Raw genomic sequence first — 19,839 nt, 5'->3', positions numbered from 1 at the left:
CCCTACGGCGTCGTCGTGCTCGAAGTCGTTCCCCAATTTCCCCGCCAGCTGGCATTACCCCGCCGCGATCGAATGGCGCCCCGTCTACGGCAGCAGCGTCGACCCGGGCCCGGCCGCGATCTGGACCCGGGTCCGCGTCCCACTGATCGAGGGCGAGGCGGTGACGCCGCTGCAACGCCTGGCGGTGGTCGCCGACTCGGCGAACGGGATCTCGAACGAGCTGCCGCTGGACCAATTCCTGTTCGTGCCGACGGCGTTGCAACTGACGCTGCACCGGCATCCCGTCGGCGAGTGGATCCTGCTGGACGCCCGCACGTCGCTGGCCGGGGACGGGATCGGGGCCACGGTCGCGGAGCTGCATGACGCGGGTGGCGCTGTCGGGACCGGGGTGCAGCCGCTGCTGGTGCAGGCCCGGGTGGGGTGAGAGGTTGGGTTCTCGGCCCTGCCCGGCCGAACTCGCCCAGCCAAATTCATCCCGCCAAACTCACTCACCCCGAACTCACCCAGCCGAACTCACCCAGCCAGACTCACCCAACCAAATGGGCCCGATCGCCCAACTCCGACCAGTCCACCTCCGGCCCCAGCGGCACCAACTGCGAGGGGTTGATCCAGGTATGCGTCCGGAAGTAGTGCTGCTTGATCTGGTCGAAGTCCGTGGTGCTGCCGAACGCGGGGCGTTGGTAGAGGTCACGGGCGTAGGCCCAGAGGTTCGGGTAGTCGGTGATGCGGCGCAGGTTGGCCTTGAAGTGGGTGACGTAGACGGCGTCGAAGCGGGCCAGGGTGACGAACAGGCGGATGTCGGAGACGGTCAGCTGGGCGCCGAAGAGGTAGCGGCTGGTGGCCAGGCGCTGCTCCATCTCGTCGAGGGCTTCGAACAGGGCGCGCGCCTCGCGTTCGTAAGCGTCCTGTGACGGGGCGAAGCCGCAGCGGTAGGGGCCGTTGTGGATGCGTTCGAACAGGAACTCGTTGAGCTCGTCGATCTCCGGGCGCAGCGGTTCGGGGTAGAGGTCGACGTCGTTGCGGGCCCAGCGGTCGAACGAGGTGGCGATGTCGATGTCCAGCGTGCGGAAGTCGTTGGTGGCGATCCGGTTGTCCTTGCGGTCCCACAGCACCGGCGCGGATACGTGCCCTGCGAAGGCGGGATCGGAGGCCTCGTACGCCTCGCGGAGCAGTGCGAAGCCGTTCACCTCGTCCAGGCCGTGCCCCGGTCCCTCGCGGAAGGCCCAGCCGCGGCCGTCGCGCATCGGGTCCAGGACGGACACCGAGATCACGTCCTGGAGGCCCTTGAGCTCGCGGATGATCATGCTCCGCTGGCAGAAGGGACACGGCTTGGCCGCGTAGAAGTGGTAGCGGCCGGGTTCGGCGTCGGCGGCGGTGACGCGGTGGGGGAACGCGGGACCCGGGCGGCCCGCCGGCTTGGCGTCCGAAGCAGGGGGCTGAGTCGAAGTCGCGGTCGGCGGCGGAGTCGGCGCCGGCGGCGGCACCACAGCCGGTTTCGGAGCGCCGTAAGCACCGTGAGTCTCAAAGTCAACAGGGCTCGCAGCCCGTGGGGCGGTGGTCATATCGGATCCTGGTCCCTTCGCTCCCGCCCAATTCTCCACGCGTCCCGATAGCTACGCAGGATCACCACGTCGGTGGGGTAACCTCCCCTCGCAGACAGCGAACGCCGGGGGGGCATGGCATGTGGCTGGACGTCTTCTTCGACGGCCTGGAACAACTCGTGGACAAGCTCCACGAACGCTGGCCCCACGCCACCTTCTGGACGATCCTCGCCCTCTGGTCGGCCGCGGCCGCGATCCCGACCCTCGGCGCCGCGCTGACCGGAGCGGGCTGGTTCAGCATCATGGTTCCGCTCGCACCACTGCTCGTCATAGCCCTGACCTACTGGCGCGGCGTGGAGTGGATCCCGACGCCGGCCTGGGTCGCCGCCCTGACGATGTGGGCGATTCTGCCCGGCGGCCTCACCTACGCCGGGACGACGACCGACGCGGCGCGCGCCGGACTCGCCGCGTTCCTGTTCTGCTACGGCCAGCTCCTCGTCGCCCTGCTGAAGGCGATCTGTGAGCGCCGCGGCTTCGAGTTGGAAACACCCTTCGCACAACTGCGCCTGATGCGCCTGAAGCTGCTGGCCGCGGCCTTCCCGCTGATCCTGTCGTTCCGCGCCAATACGGACGCCCCGGTATCGGCGCAAGGCTGGCACGCGATCGCGGTGCCGGTCGTCTGCGCGCTGGTCCTGGTCGCCTGCGCCCTGCCCGGCCCGCGCACGGCATTCGCGGCGGCGCTCGCCGTGGCCGCCGGCGCCTGGGCCCTGCTGGACCACAGCGACGCCCACGATCGCTGGGCCCTGATAGGCGAGAACGGCTGGCTCTGGCTGGCCGGCTGCTACCAGTGGCTCCGCGCCTCAAGGAAGGACTTCTGGAACCGCGACCACTCGCGGGCGGGTTTCTGAGTTGCTGAGTTGCCGTATCGCCGAGTCGCCGAGTCGCCGAGTCGCCGAGTCGCCGAGTCGCCGAGTCGCCGATAAAACCAATTGCTGCTGACCGGTACCGGGTGTTCGAATGATCGGCCACCGACCACGGGACGGAACACGAGCATGCCGCTGCCCACCCCCACGTTGCAGACCGTCCGCCTTCGGCTGCGCGCTTTCGAAGACACGGACGCTAGCGACCTCTTCGCCCTGCACAGCAACGCCGACGTGCTGCGCTACTGGGACTCGCCGCCGTGGAGCGAACCCGCGCGCGCCGAGAAGTTCATCACCACGTGTCGGCAGATGGCGCAGGAGGGCACCGGGGCGCGGGTGGCCGTGGAGCGCGTCTCCGATGGGGCGTTCATCGGCTGGTGCAGCCTGACCAGGTGGAATCCGGACTACCGCAGCGCCGCGCTGGGCTACTGCTACAGCGACGCGGCATGGGGCCACGGCTACGGGACCGAGGCCGCGCGCGCTCTTCTGCGGTGGGCGTTCGACACGCTGGACCTGAACCGCGTCCAGGCTGAGACCGACACGCGCAACGTGGCATCCGCCCGCGTGCTGGAGAAGCTGGGCTTCCTACGGGAAGGGACCCTGCGGGAGGACTGCACCGTCAACGGCGACGTCTCCGACTCGTGGGTCTACGGGCTGCTCAGGCGGGAGTGGCGGCCGTAGCCATCGCAGCGAGTCCGAGCTCTGCGATCGCGGCCGCACCCCGAACCGCGTCCTGCCCGCCCGCGAGCACCAAGGTCCGTGCCGATTGGTACCGGCAGCCAGCGGCATCGAACACGCTCGCGGTGGCGAGCACCCGTTCCCGATCGCCGTCGAGCAGCGCTTCGGCACGTTCCACCAACGCATCGGCAATCGGATTGCCCGCCACTGCGGCCCGCGCCTCGACCAGCCGATCGCGAGCATCGGGGCTCCCGGCGAGAACGGCTGCTTCGGCGCGCAGCGCCACGTACCAGTGCAGCCAGGTCCACGTGACCCACCGCCACACCTCATCAGGACCCGGAGTCACCCGCTCCAATGCCTCCCGCGCCTGCCCGCGATGCAGGAGGACCAAGGCGTCGAAGACCGCGCCGTAGCCATACGTCTCCCACGGCGAACTGCCGAGCTGTCGCAGGACCGCATCCCACGCACGCTGCGCATCCTGGTCCCCGCGCAGACCGTGGACCATCGCCACCCCGGCCGCCGCCGGACCGAGGATCGACTTCGCGGGGCTGCCAGACCTCTGCCACGCCTCAAGGAACCGGTCGCTGACGGCCAGGACCTCCGCGACGTCACCGGCCAGCGCGTCGGCGACCAGCAGACCGGCCGTGGCCCGGTGCCCGACCTCGGCCAGCAGCGGATGGTCGGCGAGCCGGCCGGCCCAGCGTTTGGCCGCGGCGAGGTCTCCGGTTCCGACCGTGGCCTCGGTGGCCTCACCGAGCGCTTCGATCAGTTCAAGCGTCCCGGCGGGCGTATCAGTGTCCGGCACGGACTCCAGCAGCGCGACGCGTCGCAGCGCGGTCGCCGTGGCCGCGAACGCTTCGCCGGCCCAGCTCTGCGCACCGGCGAGGGTGTCGAGCGCGGCGGACTCGGCGAGCGGATCACCGGTACGCCGGGCAAGGTCGACGGCCTTCTCAGCACACGCGATCGTCGCCGCGACTATCGCACTCGAATCCGAACGCGCACTCGAATCCGAACGCGAAGTCGAAGTCGAACTGGAATCCGAATCCGAGCGCGAACTGAAACTGGAGTCCGGATCCGAATCCGGACCTGACTGTTGCTGCTGCTCGACGGCGAAGGACTCGGTCAGCATCCGCCCGGCCTCAGCCAGCGCCACTGCCGCTGCGGCAGCCGGATCGCCGCCGGCCAGCTGCTGCGCCTCGGCAATAAGCGACGTCGCTTCCTCCGGTGGCAGCGCCCTGACGAACTTGCTGGCGAACCGGTAGGCGTCGCTGGCGGCGGTCGCGAGATCGCGTGCCGCTCCGCCGTCGTCGCCGGAACGCCGCGCAGCGTCCGCGGCTTCGAGCCGCAAGCGGTGCAGGTCATCGCCGCGCATCCGGCACCCGGCCACAGCCGCGGCCTGACGCAGCATCGCGGCGGCCTCAGCCGGGTCGTCAGCCAGACCGGCCGCCTGCTCGTAGCGGCGCTGGGACTCGCCGATCAGCTGCCGGGTGAACGTCGCGATCGCCAAATCCTGCGCGAGCCGGTACGCGTCCGCGCGCTGTTCAGCGTCCTCGGCCGCCCACGCCAAAGCAGCACGCAGATCGTCGGCCACGGCATCGAACCGGGCCCGCCAATCCGACCCGCCGGCCTTGGCGAGTTCGGCGGCGCGCGCAAGGCACCAGCGAAGGTGCCGAAGGCGTACGTCGGCCAGCTCATCCGCGGTGGTAAGCCGTTCCATCCCGTAGCGGCGGATCGTCTCCGGCGCGCGGTAGGTGGTGCCCCCGCCGGACGCCGTCACCGTCATCGCCACCGTCAGCAGGCTCTGCTCGGCCAGCCGCGCCAGGCCGTCGGCGACGAGGCCGATCTCGGCGCCGGTCACCTCGGCCGCGGACGTCACAGCGAACGGCGCCACGAACACCGACACCCGGCGCAGCAGCATCTGGTCGGACGGTTCCAGCAGCGCGTGGCTCCAGTCCAGCGCCGCGCGCACCGAACGGTGCCGATCATCGGCCCGTGAGCCGCCGGCCAGCATCCGCAGCGGATCGGACAGCGCGGCGGTGATGCCGTCCAGCCCGAGCGTGGGCAGGCGGGCCGCCGCCAGCTCGATCGCCAGCGCCATCCCGTCGAGCCGCCCGCACACCTCGGCGACGCGCTCACGCTGTGCGGGGTCCGGCACCCAGCCGACCGCCGCCGCGCGGCTGGCGAACAGCGCGACCGCGTCCGACTCGCCGCCGCCGGCCAGCGAGAACGGCGGGACCTGGTAGACCCGCTCGAACGGGACCATCAGCCGGGCCCGGCTGGTCGCCAGCACGGTCAGCCGGGGGCACGCGCCGAGGAGCCGTTCCAGGAAGGGCGCCACGCCGTCCCGGACCTGCTCGCAGTTGTCCAGGACCAGCAGCGCGCGCCGGTCGTCGAGCCTCGCGGCCACCGACTCCGGCAGAGCGCGGCCGGGTTGTTCGCCGACCCCGAGCGCCCCGGCGACCGTGGCCCCGACCAGGCCGGGCTCGGTCACCTGGACCAGGTCGACGAACCAGACGCCGTCGGTGAACTCCTCGGCGACCCGCTCGGCGACCGCCAGCGCCAGCCGGGTCTTGCCCACGCCGCCGGGACCGACCGCCACCACCTGCCGGTGGGTGCGGATCAGCTCGGCCAGCTCGGCGCACTCCTGCGTGCGGCCCACGAAGGGGGTCAGTGGCTGCGGCAGGGCCGGTGTCGGTACCGATGCAAGGGTCGGGGCTGCGGCTGTGGCCGGGGCCGAGGTCGTGGATGCGGCCGTGGCAGTAGCTGTGGCTGTGGACGTAGCCGTGGCCGTGGACGTAGCCGTGGCGGTGGCCATGGACGATTCGGCTTCGGCGGCGGCGCGCGCGATCCCGGCCGCACGCTGCGCCAAGGCCCGCCGGTCCGTGGCCTGGAGCTTGCGCAGGAGCGAGGAGACGTGGCTCTCGACCGTGCGTACCGAGATGAACAGCCGCGCCGAGATCTCCGCATTGCTCAGGTGCTCCCCGAGCAGGGCCAACACCTCAGCCTCCCGGGCCGAGACCTCCGCTGTGGTGTCCACGGACCCATTGAACCGTACCGGGATCAGTGGTGGATCGGTGGCGGATCAGTGGTGAGCACGGATGGCGCCGAACCCGCTGGCCACGAAGCTGGAGGCACAGCCGCCGCACCCGGACGGACGACCTTAGGAGCGAGCATGACCGACCCCACCACGCTGGGCATCAAGACCGTACTGCACCCCGTCGCCGACCTGATCCGGGCCAAGGCGGTCTACACCGCGCTGCTCGGCACGGAGCCGCAGACCGAGGGGCCGTACTACGTCGGGTTCGACGTCGCCGGCCAGCACATCGGGCTGGTGCCCGGCGGCGGGCCGCAGGGCATGACGTCGCCGGTGGCGTACTGGCACGTGACCGACATCGAGGCCCGGCTGGCCGCGGTGACCGCCGCCGGCGCCACCGTCCGCGAGCCCGTCCGCGAGGTCGGCGCCGGGCGCCTGGTGGCCACTTTCACCGATGCCGACGGCAACGTGCTCGGCCTGATTCAGGACCAGTGAATCCCCTGACGACACAACAAACGCAACCGACACAGCGGACACGACAAACACAACAAGGAGCACCCGAAATGCCCACCCCCACCATCGACTCCGTCATCCTCGAAGCCCCGGACGCCGCAGCCACCGAGTCCTTCTACACGACCGCGTTCGACCTCGGCGACCGGCTGCGCGTGCGCACGTCGCAGGCCCCGACCACCGGCTTCCGCGGCTACGTGCTCTCGCTCGTGGTGGCCCAGCCGGGCAACGTCGACGCGCTGTTCAACGCCGCTGTCGACAGCGGCGCCACGATCATCAAGCCGGCCAAGAAGAGCTTCTGGGGATACGGCGGCGTGCTCCAGACCCCGGACGGGGCGATCTGGAAGATCGCGACGTCCGAGAAGAAGGACAGCAAGCCGGTCACGCGGGACGTCGACTCCCTCGTGGTGCTGCTGGGCGTCGAGGACGTCAAGGCCACCAAGCAGTTCTACGTCGAGCAGGGGCTGGGCGTCGCGAAGAGCTTCGGCAGCAAGTACGTCGAGTTCGCCACCGGATCCTCGGCCATCAAGCTGGCGCTCTACACCCGCCGCGCCGCCGCGAAGGACGCGGGCGTCGCGCCGGAGGGGACCGGGGCGCGCCGCTTCGCGATCAGCACCTCCGGGCCGGAGTTCACGGACCCGGACGGGCTCGCCTGGGAGGCCTCGCACATCCACGCTTGATCAGCATTCTGCCTTCATCGGCCCGCTCTGATCGGCGATTCGGCCCTGGCCAGCTGGCCGGGGCCAATCGCGGGCTACCCACTCAACGCGATTCCACCAGGTATTTATGCGCGACCAAGCCCCCGGACCAGGCATCATGGGCGGATGTCCGACACCACCGCGGCCGACCTGCTCGCCAAGCTCGACCCCCTCGACTTCCCGGCCCGCAAGCGCCTGCTCGCCGCCGAGACGAAGCGGCTCGCCGCGGACGCCGGCGAGTTGGACGCCTTCGACGGCTTGCACGCCTTGGACGGCTTGGACGGCTTGGACGGCTTGCCCGCCTTGGACACCGTGCTCGACGCGTTCGCTGCCGGCGGCGCGTATGAGCGCGAGCTCGGCGTGACGATGGCGACGATCGCCGGGCGGTCGGAGCGGCTGGTCGCAGCGCTGAATGATCCGCTGCATCGGGTGCGGGCGCTCGCCATGTCCGCCTGCGTGGCGCGGCCCGGGGCCGTGACGGACGCCGCGGTGCTGGCGACCGTCGACGACGCGTCGTTGGAGTGGCGGCGGACCCTGGTGCGGATGGTCGGGGCGGCGCGGCGGTCGGATCTGGCCGACCGGCTGGTCGAGTCCTATCGGGACTCGCTCGGGGAGGCGGACACCGCGAGGCTGCTGCCGCTGTGTACCGCCGAGGTCGCCGCGCGGTTGCTGCCCGAGTTGGCCCACGAGCTGACCTCCTGGAGCCGGCTGGGTATCCGGCATCCCAGATTGATGCTGGAGTACGCGCGGCGCGAGCTGGCGGCGATGCCGGCCGGGTCGCGCGAGGGCGGGTGGGCGATCTTCGGTGCGGGTCTGGTCGCCGCGGCCCAGGAGCACCCAAGCCAGGTGCTGGACCTTCTGGAAGAATTCCCGCTCTCGCAAGGGATTCCGGACGCGTTCCTCCGTCGGATCCGAATCCTGGCGCGCGCCGACGAGGACCGCACGCTGCGCCTGCTCACCGTGGCCGACGGCGGCCTAGCGAACCGCTGGTGGTACCTGTCGCGCACCACCCGCAAGCGGCTGGCCAGGTCGGGACGGTCGGAGATCGTGGTGATCGGCCGCGCGCTCCAGAACGACACGTCGGCGTTCGCCGACCTGTTGGGCGGCCTACCGCCGAGCGCGCGGGCGGAATTCTACGAAGCCGTCACCGCCGACCGGGAGAAGGACACGGCGATCCTCGCCCCGGCCGTCCTGGACGCGCTGCCCCGCCGACGTCGGCACGCCGAGGCCCGCCGGATGCTCGCGCTGCCCTCATTCACCGACCGCCCCGGGCAGCGGCTGGTCTACGTCGCCCGGCTGCCGTGGGACGAGGCGCGGGCCGAGCTGCGGGCCGCAGTGCGCCGCGCCGACGCGCAGGAGCGTGCGGACGCGTATCCGCTGCTGGTGGCCTGTGCCGCCGCCGAGGACCACCCGCCGGCCGTCACCGCGCTGGTGACCGAAGAGCTCGGGCGGCTGCGCAACGAACAGGACCCGGTACGCCGGGCCGCGCTGGCTGCACTCGCGACGGTCCCGGCGCGGCTGTTCGAGGATGTTCCGGCGGTGTCCGACACTCTGCTGAGCCTGGTCACCGACGCGCTCGAAGCCCGCGACTGCGGGTGGGGCACCCGCGCGGCGTTGCAGCAGCTGGCGTGCCGGATTCTGGCGCACCAGGCCACGGACAACTCCAGCAATGGCACCAACGCCAGCACGGGCACAGACACCGATACCAGCACCAGCACAGGCACCAGCACTGACACCAAAACCAAAACCAAAACCAAAACCAACACCAGCGCCAGAGCCAGGACCGGCACCGAAACCAGCACAGGCACAGGCACAGGCAACAGCGTCAGCGTCAGCACAGGCACCAGTGCTAGCGCCGACACCAGCACCGGCACCGGCGACCTCCTCACCTGGTCCCTCCTCACCTTCGAGCAACTGGCCGGCGCGACCAGCGCCTTCCACCTCGGCCAGCTCGACCGGAACCTGCGCCGCGGCCAGGAGCTCGCCGTCTACCGAACCATGCGGCCGTGGATCGAGCGCGGCATCGGGCGCGCCGACCACCGCCTGGTGCTGGCCCTGGCCGAGTCCCTCGGCCGCCGGGCCCGGCGCATCCCGGAGTTGCAGGACGCGATCGCGCACGCGATCTGGCACGGCACCGGCTCCACCGCGCGCTCGGCGATCGACCTATGGTTGGCCGACCCGGCGCACCGCGACGTCCGGGTCGCACGCGTCGTGGCCTGGGATCCGAGCGCGGCCGCGCTGTGGCGGGTCGCCAGCGTGCTTTCGATGCGCCGCACCGACCTGCTGGATCCGTACCTGTCCGGCGGCCGGGCGGTCAAGGGCAGGTTCATCGCCCAGAGCGACGCCACCTGGGTGGGACGCTTCCAGCCGTCGCACCGCTGGCTCCCGCGCCAGCTGGCCGCCTACGCCCGGCTGCTCGCGAAGGTCGCCGCGGACCGGGGGGCCAAGACCCATGTGCGGACCGGAGCGATCAGCGTGCTGGGCACCATTTCCGGCGAGGGCCAACGTGAGGTGCGGCGCTATCTCGACTCCCCGGAGATCCCGCTGGTCGAGGCGGCGCTGCAATCCCTCGCCCACAGCGACGACCCGGCGGCCACGCTGCCGATCCTGCTCGCTCACGCCGACGGCGACCGCGCCCGCGTCGCCGTCTACGCGGCCGCGCACGCCGCCCGCTTCGCCCGGCCCTCGGCCGCCGGCCCGGCCCTGGCCGAGGTCGCCCTGTCGCCGACCGCGAAGGTCACCAGCCGCAAGGAAGCCCTGCGGATCGCCGCGGCCCTGGAGATCCCCGGCCTGGTCGACCTGCTGGAAGTGGTCTGGCGCGGGCCGGGGCGGCATCGCGACGTCAAGGCGGCGGTGATCTCGCGGCTGACCGACCAGCTGGACGACGAGCGCGTGCCCGCGCTGCTACGCGAAGCGGTCGGCGAGGACCCGGCGATCGCCGTCCAACTGCTGCGGATGCGTCCCCAGCAGCTCCCCGAACGCCACCGCCGCGTCTACGGCGACCTCATCGCGGCAGCCTGCGACGCGCGGGACCCGAAGGTCTCCGGCCTGGCGCTCGCGGTCGCGCCGCGCTGGCACCGGTGGAGCGGCGCCGTCGCGACCGTCGTCTGCACGGCGATGACCGACCTCAACCGGCTCGGCGACCGGACCGCCCCACCGTCGGCGCTGTTCGCGCTGCTGGCCGAAGGGATGCCGGTGTCCCGGTACCGGGCGGTGCTGGAGGCCCTGCTCGCCGCCGACGCCCAGGACGACCGGGGCGGCCAGGACGACCAAGGCGGCACGCGGCACCACCAACAGGACGGCGCGCAGCACCACCGCGTCGACGGCCGCGACCGGCCCGCCCGCCGTCGACTGGTGCAGATCGCACAAGCCGCGGCCGAGGTGCGCGGGCCGGATCCGATCGAGCGCCGCGCGATCCGCACCCTCACCGCGCAGACGTTGGCCGAGCGCCCCGGCTACGCACGGCTAGCGGCGACGCTGGCCGCGAGCGCCATGGATCTGGACGCCGAGGTCGAGGAAGTAGCCGGGGAGCTGTTGGAGCTCGCCGCCGGGCTGGCCGGACGGCCCGACGCCGCGGTACGGGCCGGCGAGCAGCTGGTCGCGATGGTCGCGATCGGTGAGCCGTGGGACCCGGCCGCGGTGCTGGCCGCGGTCGAGGCGCTGGCCGCGCGCGACGAGCCGGCCGCCGGGCTGATCGCGACGCGGCTGGTCGGCATCGCCGGTGCCCGGTTGGACTGGCCGCAGGGGTATCGGTCGGTGGTCGGGGCGTTGCGGCGGCACTCGGATCCGGCCGTGGTGGAGGAGGCGCTGGACCTGGATATCGGTGCGGCTATGGTCTAGGAACAGCGATCTAGGAATAGCGATCTAGGAACAACAAGCTGGGAAGAGCAAGCTAGGAACAGCAAGCCCCAGCACGATCACCAGTGGAGAACCGCCGTGCCTCGTGTCCTAATCACCGGTTTCGAGCCATTCGGCGGCGACGAGCTCAACTCCTCCTGGGAGGCAGTCCGTCTGGTCGGGCAGGAACCGCTGGCCGGTCTCGAGGTGAGCGTGGTGCAGCTCGACTGCGTCTTCGGCCGAGCGCTGGAACAGCTGTCGGCCGCGATCCACGAGACCGATCCGGACCTGGTGGTCTGCGTAGGACAGGCGAGCGGGCGGCCGGACATCACGGTCGAACGCGTCGCGATCAACCTCGACGAGGCCCGCATCCCCGACAACGCCGGGTTGTCGCGGCACGGCACGCCGGTCGTCGCAGGCGGGCCGACGGCGTACTTCTCGGGACTGCCAGTGAAGGCGTGTGTGGCGGCGGTACGTGCTGCCGGGGTGCCGGCGTCGTTGTCGTATACGGCCGGGACTTTCGTGTGCAACCACGTGTTCTACGGGCTCATGCACTGCATCGCGACCGAGCGGCCGGGGATGCGTGGCGGGTTCGTTCACGTTCCCGCGTTGCCGGACCTGCCTGCCGCGACGGTCGCTGAAGGGCTGCGTGCCTTGCTGACCACTGCGGTGCGAACGCGGGAAGACATCGCCATGCCCGCCGGCGAGACACACTGAGCCAGCGCGGCGGCCAAGGCCGGTGCGGCGATCAGGCTGCTGCGGCCATCAGGACTGGCGCCGCGGTCAAGACTGGCGCGGCCGTCAGGGCTGGTGCGGCCGTCAGGGCTGGTGCGGCCGTCAGGGCTGGTGCGGCGGCCCGGATGCCTGGACGATCGCGAACGCCTCGGTGATCGACGCGGCGATGTGGGTCGGCGGCGTGCTTCCCGCCAGCAACGGCTCGCCCTGGGAGATCCAGATGGTCCGCAGACCGACCGCCGCTCCCCCGGCGACGTCCTTGTCCAACCGATCGCCGACCATCCAGCCGGCCGGCCCCAGCTCCACACCGAGTTCGTCCGCCGCGATCTGGAAGATCCGCCGATCCGGCTTGCGATGCCCGGCGGCCTCGGAGTCGACGACCGCGTCGAGGTGCGGCCGCAGCCCGACGCTGTCCACCTTGGCCTGCTGCACGAGGGTGGATCCGTTGGTGACCACGCCGAGCCGCCACCCGGCCGCGCGCAGCTCGGTCAGTCCGCTTCGCACCTGCTGTTCCAGGACGAACTTGCCCGGATACACGGCGGCGACGTGCGCCATCAGCTCCTCGTCCGGCGCCGATATGCCGTAGCGCGCACGGGCGTCCGCGACGAACCCGGGCCAGTTCGCGGCGCCGTCCACCAAGGCGAACACGTCGGACGCCGCGTCATCGATCCCTGAGACGTAGCTCCCTGAGACAAACTCGGCGGCGAAATCCACGGACCACGCGCGCAGCGCCGCCTTGGCGTCCACCAGGGTGTCGTCCAGATCGAAGAGGGCGAAGCTCATGCAGTGATCATACGGAGGTCATACGGAGGTCGAGGTCATGAGGGGCGTCGAAATGCCGCCCAGAGCCGCGCTGGATATCGTGGTCGCCTCGCCTACCGCCGAGGAGCCGACATGACCGTACCCGCCGATACCCCGGCCCTGGCCGACCGCCTGGCGATCGTCGACACCGCCGTCGCCTACGCGACAGCGCTCGACACCCGGGACTGGCCTATGTTCGAGTCCTTGTTCACTCCGGACGCCGTGTGGGAGTACCTGGCCGGCGGCGAGCGCCGCGTCGGGCCGGGGCAGATCGCCGGCCGGATCCGGCCGACCATCGACCACCTCGACGGCACCCAGCACGTGATGACCAACCATGTGGTCGTCCTCGACGGCGATACCGCCCGGCACACCTGCTACTACCTGGCGCAACATCTCAAGGACGGCAAGCGGTTCCTGGCCGCCGGCCGCTACGAGGACGAGCTGCGCCGGGTCGAGGGCCGGTGGCTCATCGCGGGCCGGGTGTTGATCAGCACGTGGGCCGAGGGCGATCCGGGGATCCTACAGCCGGCATCGACACCGGAACCGACACCGGCTCCGGAACCGACACCGGCACCGGCACCGGCACCGGCACCGGCACCAGCACCATGACCGCGCCGCCGGTAGTGAACCCTGCTCACGACCTCAGCCGTTCATCGCCTCCTGGCTGATCTGCTCGAACTCGGCGCCCATGGCCTCGGCGAGCGCCTGGGCTCCGGACAGCGGGCGGACCATGACCATGAAGTCGTCGATCAGGCCGTCGTCGTCGAAGTGCAGGAAGTCGCAGCCGGTGACCTGCTTGCCGTGCACGGTCGCGGTGAAGACCAGGGCGTGGTCGCGGCCGTCCGCGCCCGCGATCTCGCGAACGTAGCGGAAGTCCTCGAAGACCCGCAGGACGCCGCGCAGGATCGCCGCGGTGATCACTTTGCCGGGGTAGGGCTTGAACGCTACGGGGCTGGTGAACACGACGTCGTCGGCGAGCATCGCCTCGATCGCGGCCGTGTCGCGCGCTTCCACCGCTTGCCGGAACGGGTGCATCGGACTCCTGATCGGGGCCGACTGAGCTACTGCTCAGTATGGTTGGGGCGGGACCCACGATAGCCGGTGGTCCGGTGCCCGGTGCCGTCCGGTGCGCGGCGGCGGCGGCGACGGCGAGGGCTGGGGCGAAGCATGCTGCGTCCGAGATCGGTCGTCAGGGAACCAGAACGACCTTGCCCAGATTGCTGCGGGACTCGATGATCTGGTGCGCGCGGGCCGCCTCGGCGAGCGGGAGCTGTGCATGGATGCGGGGGCGGAGGGTGCCGGACCGGTAGTCGGCCCAGAGCTCGTCGCGCCAGCGGGCATAGAGCTCGGGCTTGCCGCGGGCGATGGCCGCCATCTGGAAGCCGATCGCCGAGGCCCCGCGAGCCAGCAGTTCATAGGCGTCGATCATGCCGCCGCCGGAACTGAAGGCGACCAGGCGGCCGGCTGGGCGCAGGGCGCGGACCGCGGGGGCGAGGAGATCGCCGCCGACGCCGTCCAGGACGACGTCCACCGGCTCGCCCCAGGACTGGGCGTCGTAGAGCACGACTTCGTCCGCGCCTGCTTCCCTGAGGAAGTCGGCCTTGTGCGCACTGCTGACGGCTGCGACCACGCGCTCAGCGCCGCGTGCTTTGGCGTATTGCACGAGGAGCGAACCGATCGCACTGGCCGCGGCCGTCACCAGCACCGAATCGCCCTTGCCGGCCGATGCCGCCTCGTAGACGCCGCGCGCGACCAGCCCGCTGCGGACCAGCGCCACAGCCTGGACCGCGCTCACGTCGTCGGGGATGCGGGAGGCCATCGCCTGGTGGACGATCGCCAGGTCGGCGTAGCCGTGGCCGAAGCACAGGCCGGTGACGCGATCGCCCGGCGCGAAGCCTTCGGCGCCCTGGACGCCTTCGCCCACCCCTTCGCCCACACCGACGACCGTCCCGGCCACCTCGCCACCGAGCGGCACCGGCGCATCGCCCTCGCGCACCTTGCGCACCATGGGCAGCGTGACCCCGATCGCCTCGGCGCGCACCAGCAGCTCACCGGGCCCCGGCTCCGGAACCGGGACCTCTTCGAGGAACAGCACCTCCGGGCCGCCACCGACCTCATACCTGACGCGACGCATAGCCACCCCTCCCCGCAAACTCATTGGGATTTCCAATGACTTTTACTGTAGCCACACTTCATTGGGATGTCCAATGAACTGACGCTAGACTGCCCACCATGGCCCGTCCCCAGCCACGCCCCCTCGACCGCATCCAGGCCCTCCCGAGCTGGCTCAGCGGCCGCGTCGCCGCCCGCGGCCGAGCCCACATCGTCCAGGCCATCGCCGCGGAGGACCTGAACCTCGCCCACCTCGCGGTACTGGCCGCCGCCGCCCAAGACGCGCCGCTGGCGCAGGCCGACCTGGTACGGCGCCTGGCGATCGACGCCAAGGACATGGTGCTGCTGATCAACCACCTGGAACACCTCGGCCACGTGGTCCGCGACCCCGACCCGCGCGACCGGCGCAAGAACGTGATCCGGGTGACGCCGCAGGGCACGGCCGCGCTCAACCGCTGCCTGAAGGAGGCCGAGCGGGTGAACGCGGAGCTACTGGCACCGCTGGCGGACGAGGAGCGGCGGCAGCTTCTCGAGTTGCTCGGACGGGTGCTGGATGAATGAGGACGAGCGAAGGCCATGAGTTAGAGCACGGCATCGGGGCCCCAGCGCCAGGTGTCAGGTGTCAGGCGCCTGATAGCTGACACCTGGCCACACCATCAGCATTCTGTGAAACTCTCCGCATGCAGATCGCCGTCATCGGAGCAGGCATCGCCGGCCTGGCCGCGACCAAGGTCCTCACCACCGTGGGCCACGACGTCACGACCTTCGACACCGAACCGGACCTCGGCGGCGTGTGGAGCCCCACCCGCCACTACCCGGGCCTGACCACCCAGAACACCCGGATGACCTACGAGTACTCGGACCACCCCGCCCCCGCCTCCTGGCCCGACTACCCGAGCGCCGAGCAGTGGCACTCCTACCTGCGCGGCTACGTCGACCGCTTCGGCTTCAGCGCGAGCCTGCGCCTGGGCACCGGCGTCAGTCGGGCCGAGCCCACGCCCGAGGGCTGGGAGCTGCACCTGGACTCCGGCGAACGCTTCCAGGCCGCGCATCTGGTGGTCGCCAACGGCGTCTTCTCACGACCGCTGGTGCCCGGCTGGCCCGGCCGAGCCGGGCACGCCGAGGCCGGTGGCGTCATCAAAGCCCCGTCGCAGCAACTCACCCTGGACGACGCCCGCGACAAGTACGTCGTGGTGGTCGGCTACGGCAAGTCGGCGTGTGACACCGCGATGGCCCTGTCGGCGGTCGCGGCGTCGGTGATCGTGGTGCCGCGCCGGTTGATGTGGAAGGGCTCGAAAGTCCTGCTGGGCAAGCACTTCGAGGATGTGGCGATCACCCGCCTCGGCGAACGGTTGTTCGCCCATCCGCGCCGCTTCGGACCGGTCTTCAGGGTCCTGAGCCGCGCGACCGTCAAACAGCAGGGTCTGACCGACCTGGGCCTGGTCCCGCCCGGCCGCTTCGACGACATCGTGGCCGGCACCGCGAGCCTGGCCACCGACGGCTTCTTCGACATGGTGCGGGCCGGTGAGATCGCGGTCCGCCGCGACTGCTCCATCGCCGAACTGCGGGGCGCACGCACCGATAACAGCACCGGCACCGGCACCGGCACGGGCACCGGCATACCGGAAGCCGTGCTGGACGACGGCACCATCCTGCGCGCCGACCTGATCGTCGCCGCCACCGGCTTCGAACAGAGCGTGCCGTTCCTCGATCCGTCGCTCACCGTGCAGAACGCGGACGGCGAGTTCGAGCTGTTTCGCAACACCCTGCCGATCTCGGTCCCCAACCTCACCTTCGCCGGCTACAACGCGTCCCTCATCAGCTCCCTGAGTGCCGAAGTCGGCGCGATCTGGATCGCGGCGCACCTGGCCGGCACCCTTAACCTGCCCTCACCCTCGGACCAGCGAGCAACGATCTCCTCAGACCTGGCAGCCCGCAAGGCACGAACCCACGGCAAGCACGCCAGCGGCACCGTCGTCCTCCCCTACTCGCTCGGCGCCATCGACGCCATGCTGAGCGATCTGCACGCGGTGCTGCCCCGGCGGACGCGGACAGCGCAGTGGACCCGACGCTCGTACTCGACCGATTTCCGGGACCCGCTCGCGGCGGCGGTAAGGGCCCTGAGCTCGGCGATCTAAAGGCCCGAAGTTGCGCAACAAGAATCCGTGGACGTCGGGTTTCCTGGCATCTAGCATCAGCGCCGTTCACCCATGCAGTCGGTGTTCATATACGTGAACTCCTTCCCGCCAGGAGGCCCCCCATGCGGCACGCGTCCGAACCCGGCGGTACCACCCGCCGTACGTCGATGCCCGGCGGAATCACCCGCCGTACGTCGATCGTCGCGGCCGCGGCGCTCATGGCCGTCGCGGCCGCGATCCCCGCGGCGCTCGTCGCTCAGGCCCCGCCCGCCGCCGCGGCCGCCGCGGACACCACCGCGACCATCAGCGTCTCGGCCGCCACCACCGGCACCTCGCTCGCCAACAGCGACGTCGGCCTGTCCTACGAAGCGTCCTTCCTCTCCCTGCCTGGCTTCGGACAGGGCAACCAGTTCCAGTACCTCAAGACCCTGGGAACCTCGGTCATCCGGATCGGCGGCAACCAGGTCGACAAGACGTTCTGGACCTCCAGCGACGAACCGCAGCCGTCCTGGGCCGACGCCACGATCACCCCCGCCGACCTGACGGCGCTCGCTAACCTGGCCACCGCCAGCGGCTGGAAGGTGATCCTCGGGGTCACCATGAAGCAGTACGACCCGGCCCGGGCCGCCGACGAAGCCTCGCACGCCGCGGCCGCTCTCGGATCATCGTTGCAGGACATCGAGATCGGCAACGAGCCCAACCTCTATCCGCAGTACAACGGCAACAGCGCGCAGTACGTCACCGACTTCCACGCCTACGTCCACGCGATCACCGCCGCGGTGCCCGGCATACCCATCGAGGGCAGCGACGCCGCGACCTCCCCGACCGGCGCGTTGCAGACCGCCTTCGTCAACGACCAGGCCTCGATGGCGACGCCGCAAATCAGCGAGCTGACCAGCCACCACTACCCGCTGTCGAACTGCGGCAGCCCGAACCCGGCCCCGAGCATCGCCGACCTGCTGTCTTCCGGGACCCATTCGAACGAGACTTCGGCCGCCGACAGCGCGGTCTCGGTCGCGAAGCGGCTGTCGCTGCCCGCGGTGGTCGACGAGGGCAACTCGGTGGTGTGCAGCGGGGTGCAGGGCGTATCAGACGTCTACGCATCGGCACTGTGGGCGGTCGACGAGGAGCTGAACTTCGCCCAGGAAGGCGCGGCCGGATACTACATGCACGGCACTGTGACCCAGTGCTACGGCTCGTCGTCCTTCCCCTACTACACACCGCTGTGCGCACCGACCGCCGCCGACCAAGCCGCCGGCAACCTGGCCGCGCAGCCGGAGTACTACGGCCTGGCCGCTGTGCACGCCGTCGGGACCGGCACCTTCCTCCAGGTCGACGACCCGGCTTCGGCCACCGTCCGCGCCTACGCCGTCCGGCACGCCGACAACTCCGTGACCGTGGTGCTGGACAACGTGGCGGATCCGGCCTCCAACGGCGCGACCACCGTGCAGCTGAACCTGCCGCAGACGTTCGGTTCCGCGTCCCGCTTCGACCTCTCGGGCGCCAGCCTGAGCACCCAGAGCGGGATCACGCTCGGCGGCCAGACGGTCCAGTCCGACGGGACCCTGCCCGCACCGACGGCGACCACGTATAGCGTCGGCTCGAACACCTTCTCCGCCTCCGTACCGGCCGGCGACGCTGCACTGATCACCTTCAACGCCCCGTCCGGCCAGCCCCCGACGACGTTCGTCGGCAGCGCGTCCGGCAAGTGCCTGTCCGTCACCGGCGGCTCGACCGCGCCGGGCACCATCTCGGACATCTACACCTGCAACAGCAGCGCGGCCGAACACTGGCTGGTCAAAGCCGACGGCACCATCACCGGCGCGTTCAGCGGGCTGTGCCTGGAGGTACAGGGAAGCGCGACCGCCGATCGGTCGTACGTCGGCGTCAACACCTGCGACGGCGCCGCGAACCAGCGGTGGACGGTGAGCTCGGGGGCCGGTTCGGCGGGCACGATCGTCGGCGCGCAGTCCGGCAAGTGTCTGAGCGTGTACGGGGCCTCGACGGCCAACTATGCGGACGCTGAGATCTACACCTGCAACGGGAGCACCAGCGAGAACTGGACCGAGCAGCAGTAAGGACGGGTCCGCAGAAACACGGGTCCGCAAAAATAGGGGTCCGCCAAAATAGGGGCCCAAAGCCGCGTAATGACTCGCCACTTCCGCCGTCTCTTATTGTATGGCCGATACAATGATGTCCCCCGCGGCGGACCCCAAAGCACCCCACTACATGATCCGCCTGGCCTTCCGCGCCCGTCCCGACACCGTCTCCCACCTCGGCTACCTCTTCCCCGCCGCCTACTTCCGCACCGGCGAGCACGCCGAACACTTCGGCATGTGCCTGTGGGCCACCCGCCACCGCAACGTCGTCGCCCTGCACGTCTACCCCCCGGTCAGCGGCCGCACCCTGGCCCCCGACGGCTGGTCCATCGCCGAACCGGTCCACGTGGACTGCGGCACCGTCCCCCGCCGCGTCCCGGCGATCGTGGTGGCGCCCGGCGGGACGATGTGGTTGCAGGAGGCTTCGCATCGGGTGAGCGAGGCGGTGGGGTGAGCGAGGCGGCCGGGTGAGCGAGACGGCGGCGGGAAGGTAGTCGGTTGGGGCGTTGCCCGGCTGAGCTGCGGTATCGGTCGGTCGATGCGCGGCACGGCAGGCCGCGATGAGCCATGAGCAAGCTCAGCCGGGTTGGGGCGTTGCCGGGTCGAGCTGCCGTATCGGTCCGCCGACACGCGCCGCGTCAGGCCACGATGAGCCATGAGCAAGCTCAGCCAGCTTGGGGCGTTGCCGGGCTGAACTGCCGTATCGGGCCGCCGACCCGCGCCGCGTCAGACCGCG

The 19,839-nt window shown here is 70.9% G+C and carries 17 protein-coding genes; 12 read left to right on the top strand and 5 right to left on the bottom strand.

Features of this window, described 5'->3' with window-relative positions; translation table 11 throughout:
• A partial coding sequence (locus IZR01_RS23480) for a thioesterase family protein (protein ID WP_194925108.1) occupies nt 1–424 on the top strand: 424 nt, incomplete at its 5' end.
• A 103-nt stretch (nt 425–527) separates the two neighbouring features.
• Here IZR01_RS23480 and IZR01_RS23475 read toward each other — a convergent pair.
• The gene (locus tag IZR01_RS23475; protein ID WP_323747076.1) at nt 528–1,484 is read right to left on the bottom strand and encodes a glutathione S-transferase family protein; all 957 of its coding nucleotides are present in this window, start codon (nt 1,482–1,484) and stop codon (nt 528–530) included.
• 197 nt (nt 1,485–1,681) lie between these two features.
• On the opposite strand from IZR01_RS23475, the gene IZR01_RS23470 reads away from it, so the two are divergent.
• Nucleotides 1,682–2,449 (top strand): hypothetical protein, encoded by a 768-nt coding sequence (locus IZR01_RS23470; protein WP_194894027.1) that lies wholly within the window; start codon nt 1,682–1,684, stop codon nt 2,447–2,449.
• A 144-nt stretch (nt 2,450–2,593) separates the two neighbouring features.
• Complete coding sequence (locus IZR01_RS23465) at nt 2,594–3,142, top strand: GNAT family N-acetyltransferase (RefSeq protein WP_194925106.1); 549 nt, start codon at nt 2,594–2,596, stop codon at nt 3,140–3,142.
• Here IZR01_RS23465 and IZR01_RS23460 read toward each other — a convergent pair.
• On the bottom strand, nt 3,120–6,176 hold the full coding sequence (locus IZR01_RS23460) for an ATP-binding protein (protein WP_194925105.1): 3,057 nt from the start codon (nt 6,174–6,176) through the stop codon (nt 3,120–3,122). The two genes, IZR01_RS23465 and IZR01_RS23460, sit on opposite strands and share 23 nt — an antisense overlap.
• A 135-nt stretch (nt 6,177–6,311) precedes the next feature.
• Between IZR01_RS23460 and IZR01_RS23455 the strand changes: the two genes are divergently transcribed.
• The 4 genes from IZR01_RS23455 to pcp all read left to right on the top strand — a co-directional run bounded on the left by IZR01_RS23455 (nt 6,312) and on the right by pcp (nt 11,935).
• Nucleotides 6,312–6,668 (top strand): VOC family protein, encoded by a 357-nt coding sequence (locus IZR01_RS23455; RefSeq protein WP_194894024.1) that lies wholly within the window; start codon nt 6,312–6,314, stop codon nt 6,666–6,668.
• 68 nt (nt 6,669–6,736) lie between these two features.
• The gene (locus IZR01_RS23450; protein ID WP_194894023.1) at nt 6,737–7,363 is read left to right on the top strand and encodes a VOC family protein; all 627 of its coding nucleotides are present in this window, start codon (nt 6,737–6,739) and stop codon (nt 7,361–7,363) included.
• Between the two features lie 144 nt (nt 7,364–7,507).
• Nucleotides 7,508–11,221, top strand: a complete 3,714-nt coding sequence (locus IZR01_RS23445) for a hypothetical protein (RefSeq protein WP_194925104.1) — start codon at nt 7,508–7,510, stop codon at nt 11,219–11,221.
• Nucleotides 11,222–11,317: 96 nt separating this feature from the next.
• Nucleotides 11,318–11,935, top strand: coding sequence for a pyroglutamyl-peptidase I (gene pcp, locus IZR01_RS23440; RefSeq protein WP_194925103.1), 618 nt, complete (start codon nt 11,318–11,320; stop codon nt 11,933–11,935).
• 120 nt (nt 11,936–12,055) lie between these two features.
• Here pcp and IZR01_RS23435 read toward each other — a convergent pair whose 3' ends face one another.
• On the bottom strand, nt 12,056–12,736 hold the full coding sequence (locus IZR01_RS23435; RefSeq protein WP_194925102.1) for an HAD family hydrolase: 681 nt from the start codon (nt 12,734–12,736) through the stop codon (nt 12,056–12,058).
• A 111-nt stretch (nt 12,737–12,847) separates the two neighbouring features.
• Here IZR01_RS23435 and IZR01_RS23430 point away from each other — a divergent pair, with 111 nt between their 5' ends.
• Nucleotides 12,848–13,363: a nuclear transport factor 2 family protein gene (locus tag IZR01_RS23430; protein WP_194925101.1), complete on the top strand. Its 516-nt coding sequence runs from the start codon at nt 12,848–12,850 to the stop codon at nt 13,361–13,363.
• Between the two features lie 33 nt (nt 13,364–13,396).
• Here IZR01_RS23430 and IZR01_RS23425 read toward each other — a convergent pair whose 3' ends face one another.
• Nucleotides 13,397–13,789 carry a nuclear transport factor 2 family protein gene (locus IZR01_RS23425; protein WP_194894018.1) on the bottom strand — a complete coding sequence of 131 codons (393 nt, stop codon included), beginning with the start codon at nt 13,787–13,789 and terminating at the stop codon, nt 13,397–13,399.
• Nucleotides 13,790–13,943: 154 nt separating this feature from the next.
• Nucleotides 13,944–14,888, bottom strand: a complete 945-nt coding sequence (locus IZR01_RS23420) for a quinone oxidoreductase family protein (protein ID WP_194925100.1) — start codon at nt 14,886–14,888, stop codon at nt 13,944–13,946.
• Nucleotides 14,889–14,986: 98 nt separating this feature from the next.
• Here IZR01_RS23420 and IZR01_RS23415 point away from each other — a divergent pair, with 98 nt between their 5' ends.
• From IZR01_RS23415 to IZR01_RS23400, 4 genes are all read left to right on the top strand, one after another.
• On the top strand, nt 14,987–15,427 hold the full coding sequence (locus IZR01_RS23415; protein ID WP_194894016.1) for a MarR family winged helix-turn-helix transcriptional regulator: 441 nt from the start codon (nt 14,987–14,989) through the stop codon (nt 15,425–15,427).
• Between the two features lie 119 nt (nt 15,428–15,546).
• The gene (locus tag IZR01_RS23410) at nt 15,547–17,004 is read left to right on the top strand and encodes a flavin-containing monooxygenase (RefSeq protein ID WP_194925099.1); all 1,458 of its coding nucleotides are present in this window, start codon (nt 15,547–15,549) and stop codon (nt 17,002–17,004) included.
• Between the two features lie 122 nt (nt 17,005–17,126).
• The gene (locus IZR01_RS23405; RefSeq protein WP_194925098.1) at nt 17,127–19,082 is read left to right on the top strand and encodes a glycosyl hydrolase family 79 C-terminal domain-containing protein; all 1,956 of its coding nucleotides are present in this window, start codon (nt 17,127–17,129) and stop codon (nt 19,080–19,082) included.
• A 100-nt stretch (nt 19,083–19,182) separates the two neighbouring features.
• Nucleotides 19,183–19,557, top strand: coding sequence for a hypothetical protein (locus IZR01_RS23400; RefSeq protein ID WP_194894013.1), 375 nt, complete (start codon nt 19,183–19,185; stop codon nt 19,555–19,557).
• The last annotated feature ends 282 nt before the right edge of the window (nt 19,558–19,839 follow it).

The organism is Catenulispora pinisilvae (assembly GCF_015356865.1).
Lineage (GTDB): Bacteria > Actinomycetota > Actinomycetes > Streptomycetales > Catenulisporaceae > Catenulispora > Catenulispora pinisilvae.
The sequence above is the reverse complement of the archived record's forward strand: the minus strand, read 5'-3'. Positions and strand labels throughout refer to the sequence as shown.

What these genes read in the sequence shown, in the direction of transcription:
- IZR01_RS23470 (WP_194894027.1), top strand. Translation starts at nt 1,682, where the DNA reads ATGTGGCTGGACGTCTTCTTCGACGGCCTGGAACAACTCGTGGACAAG.
- IZR01_RS23465 (WP_194925106.1), top strand. Translation starts at nt 2,594, where the DNA reads ATGCCGCTGCCCACCCCCACGTTGCAGACCGTCCGCCTTCGGCTGCGC.
- IZR01_RS23455 (WP_194894024.1), top strand. Translation starts at nt 6,312, where the DNA reads ATGACCGACCCCACCACGCTGGGCATCAAGACCGTACTGCACCCCGTC.
- IZR01_RS23450 (WP_194894023.1), top strand. Translation starts at nt 6,737, where the DNA reads ATGCCCACCCCCACCATCGACTCCGTCATCCTCGAAGCCCCGGACGCC.
- IZR01_RS23445 (WP_194925104.1), top strand. Translation starts at nt 7,508, where the DNA reads ATGTCCGACACCACCGCGGCCGACCTGCTCGCCAAGCTCGACCCCCTC.
- IZR01_RS23435 (WP_194925102.1), bottom strand. Translation starts at nt 12,736, where the DNA reads ATGAGCTTCGCCCTCTTCGATCTGGACGACACCCTGGTGGACGCCAAG.
- IZR01_RS23430 (WP_194925101.1), top strand. Translation starts at nt 12,848, where the DNA reads ATGACCGTACCCGCCGATACCCCGGCCCTGGCCGACCGCCTGGCGATC.
- IZR01_RS23425 (WP_194894018.1), bottom strand. Translation starts at nt 13,789, where the DNA reads ATGCACCCGTTCCGGCAAGCGGTGGAAGCGCGCGACACGGCCGCGATC.
- IZR01_RS23420 (WP_194925100.1), bottom strand. Translation starts at nt 14,888, where the DNA reads ATGCGTCGCGTCAGGTATGAGGTCGGTGGCGGCCCGGAGGTGCTGTTC.
- IZR01_RS23415 (WP_194894016.1), top strand. Translation starts at nt 14,987, where the DNA reads ATGGCCCGTCCCCAGCCACGCCCCCTCGACCGCATCCAGGCCCTCCCG.
- IZR01_RS23410 (WP_194925099.1), top strand. Translation starts at nt 15,547, where the DNA reads ATGCAGATCGCCGTCATCGGAGCAGGCATCGCCGGCCTGGCCGCGACC.
- IZR01_RS23405 (WP_194925098.1), top strand. Translation starts at nt 17,127, where the DNA reads ATGCGGCACGCGTCCGAACCCGGCGGTACCACCCGCCGTACGTCGATG.
- IZR01_RS23400 (WP_194894013.1), top strand. Translation starts at nt 19,183, where the DNA reads ATGGCCGATACAATGATGTCCCCCGCGGCGGACCCCAAAGCACCCCAC.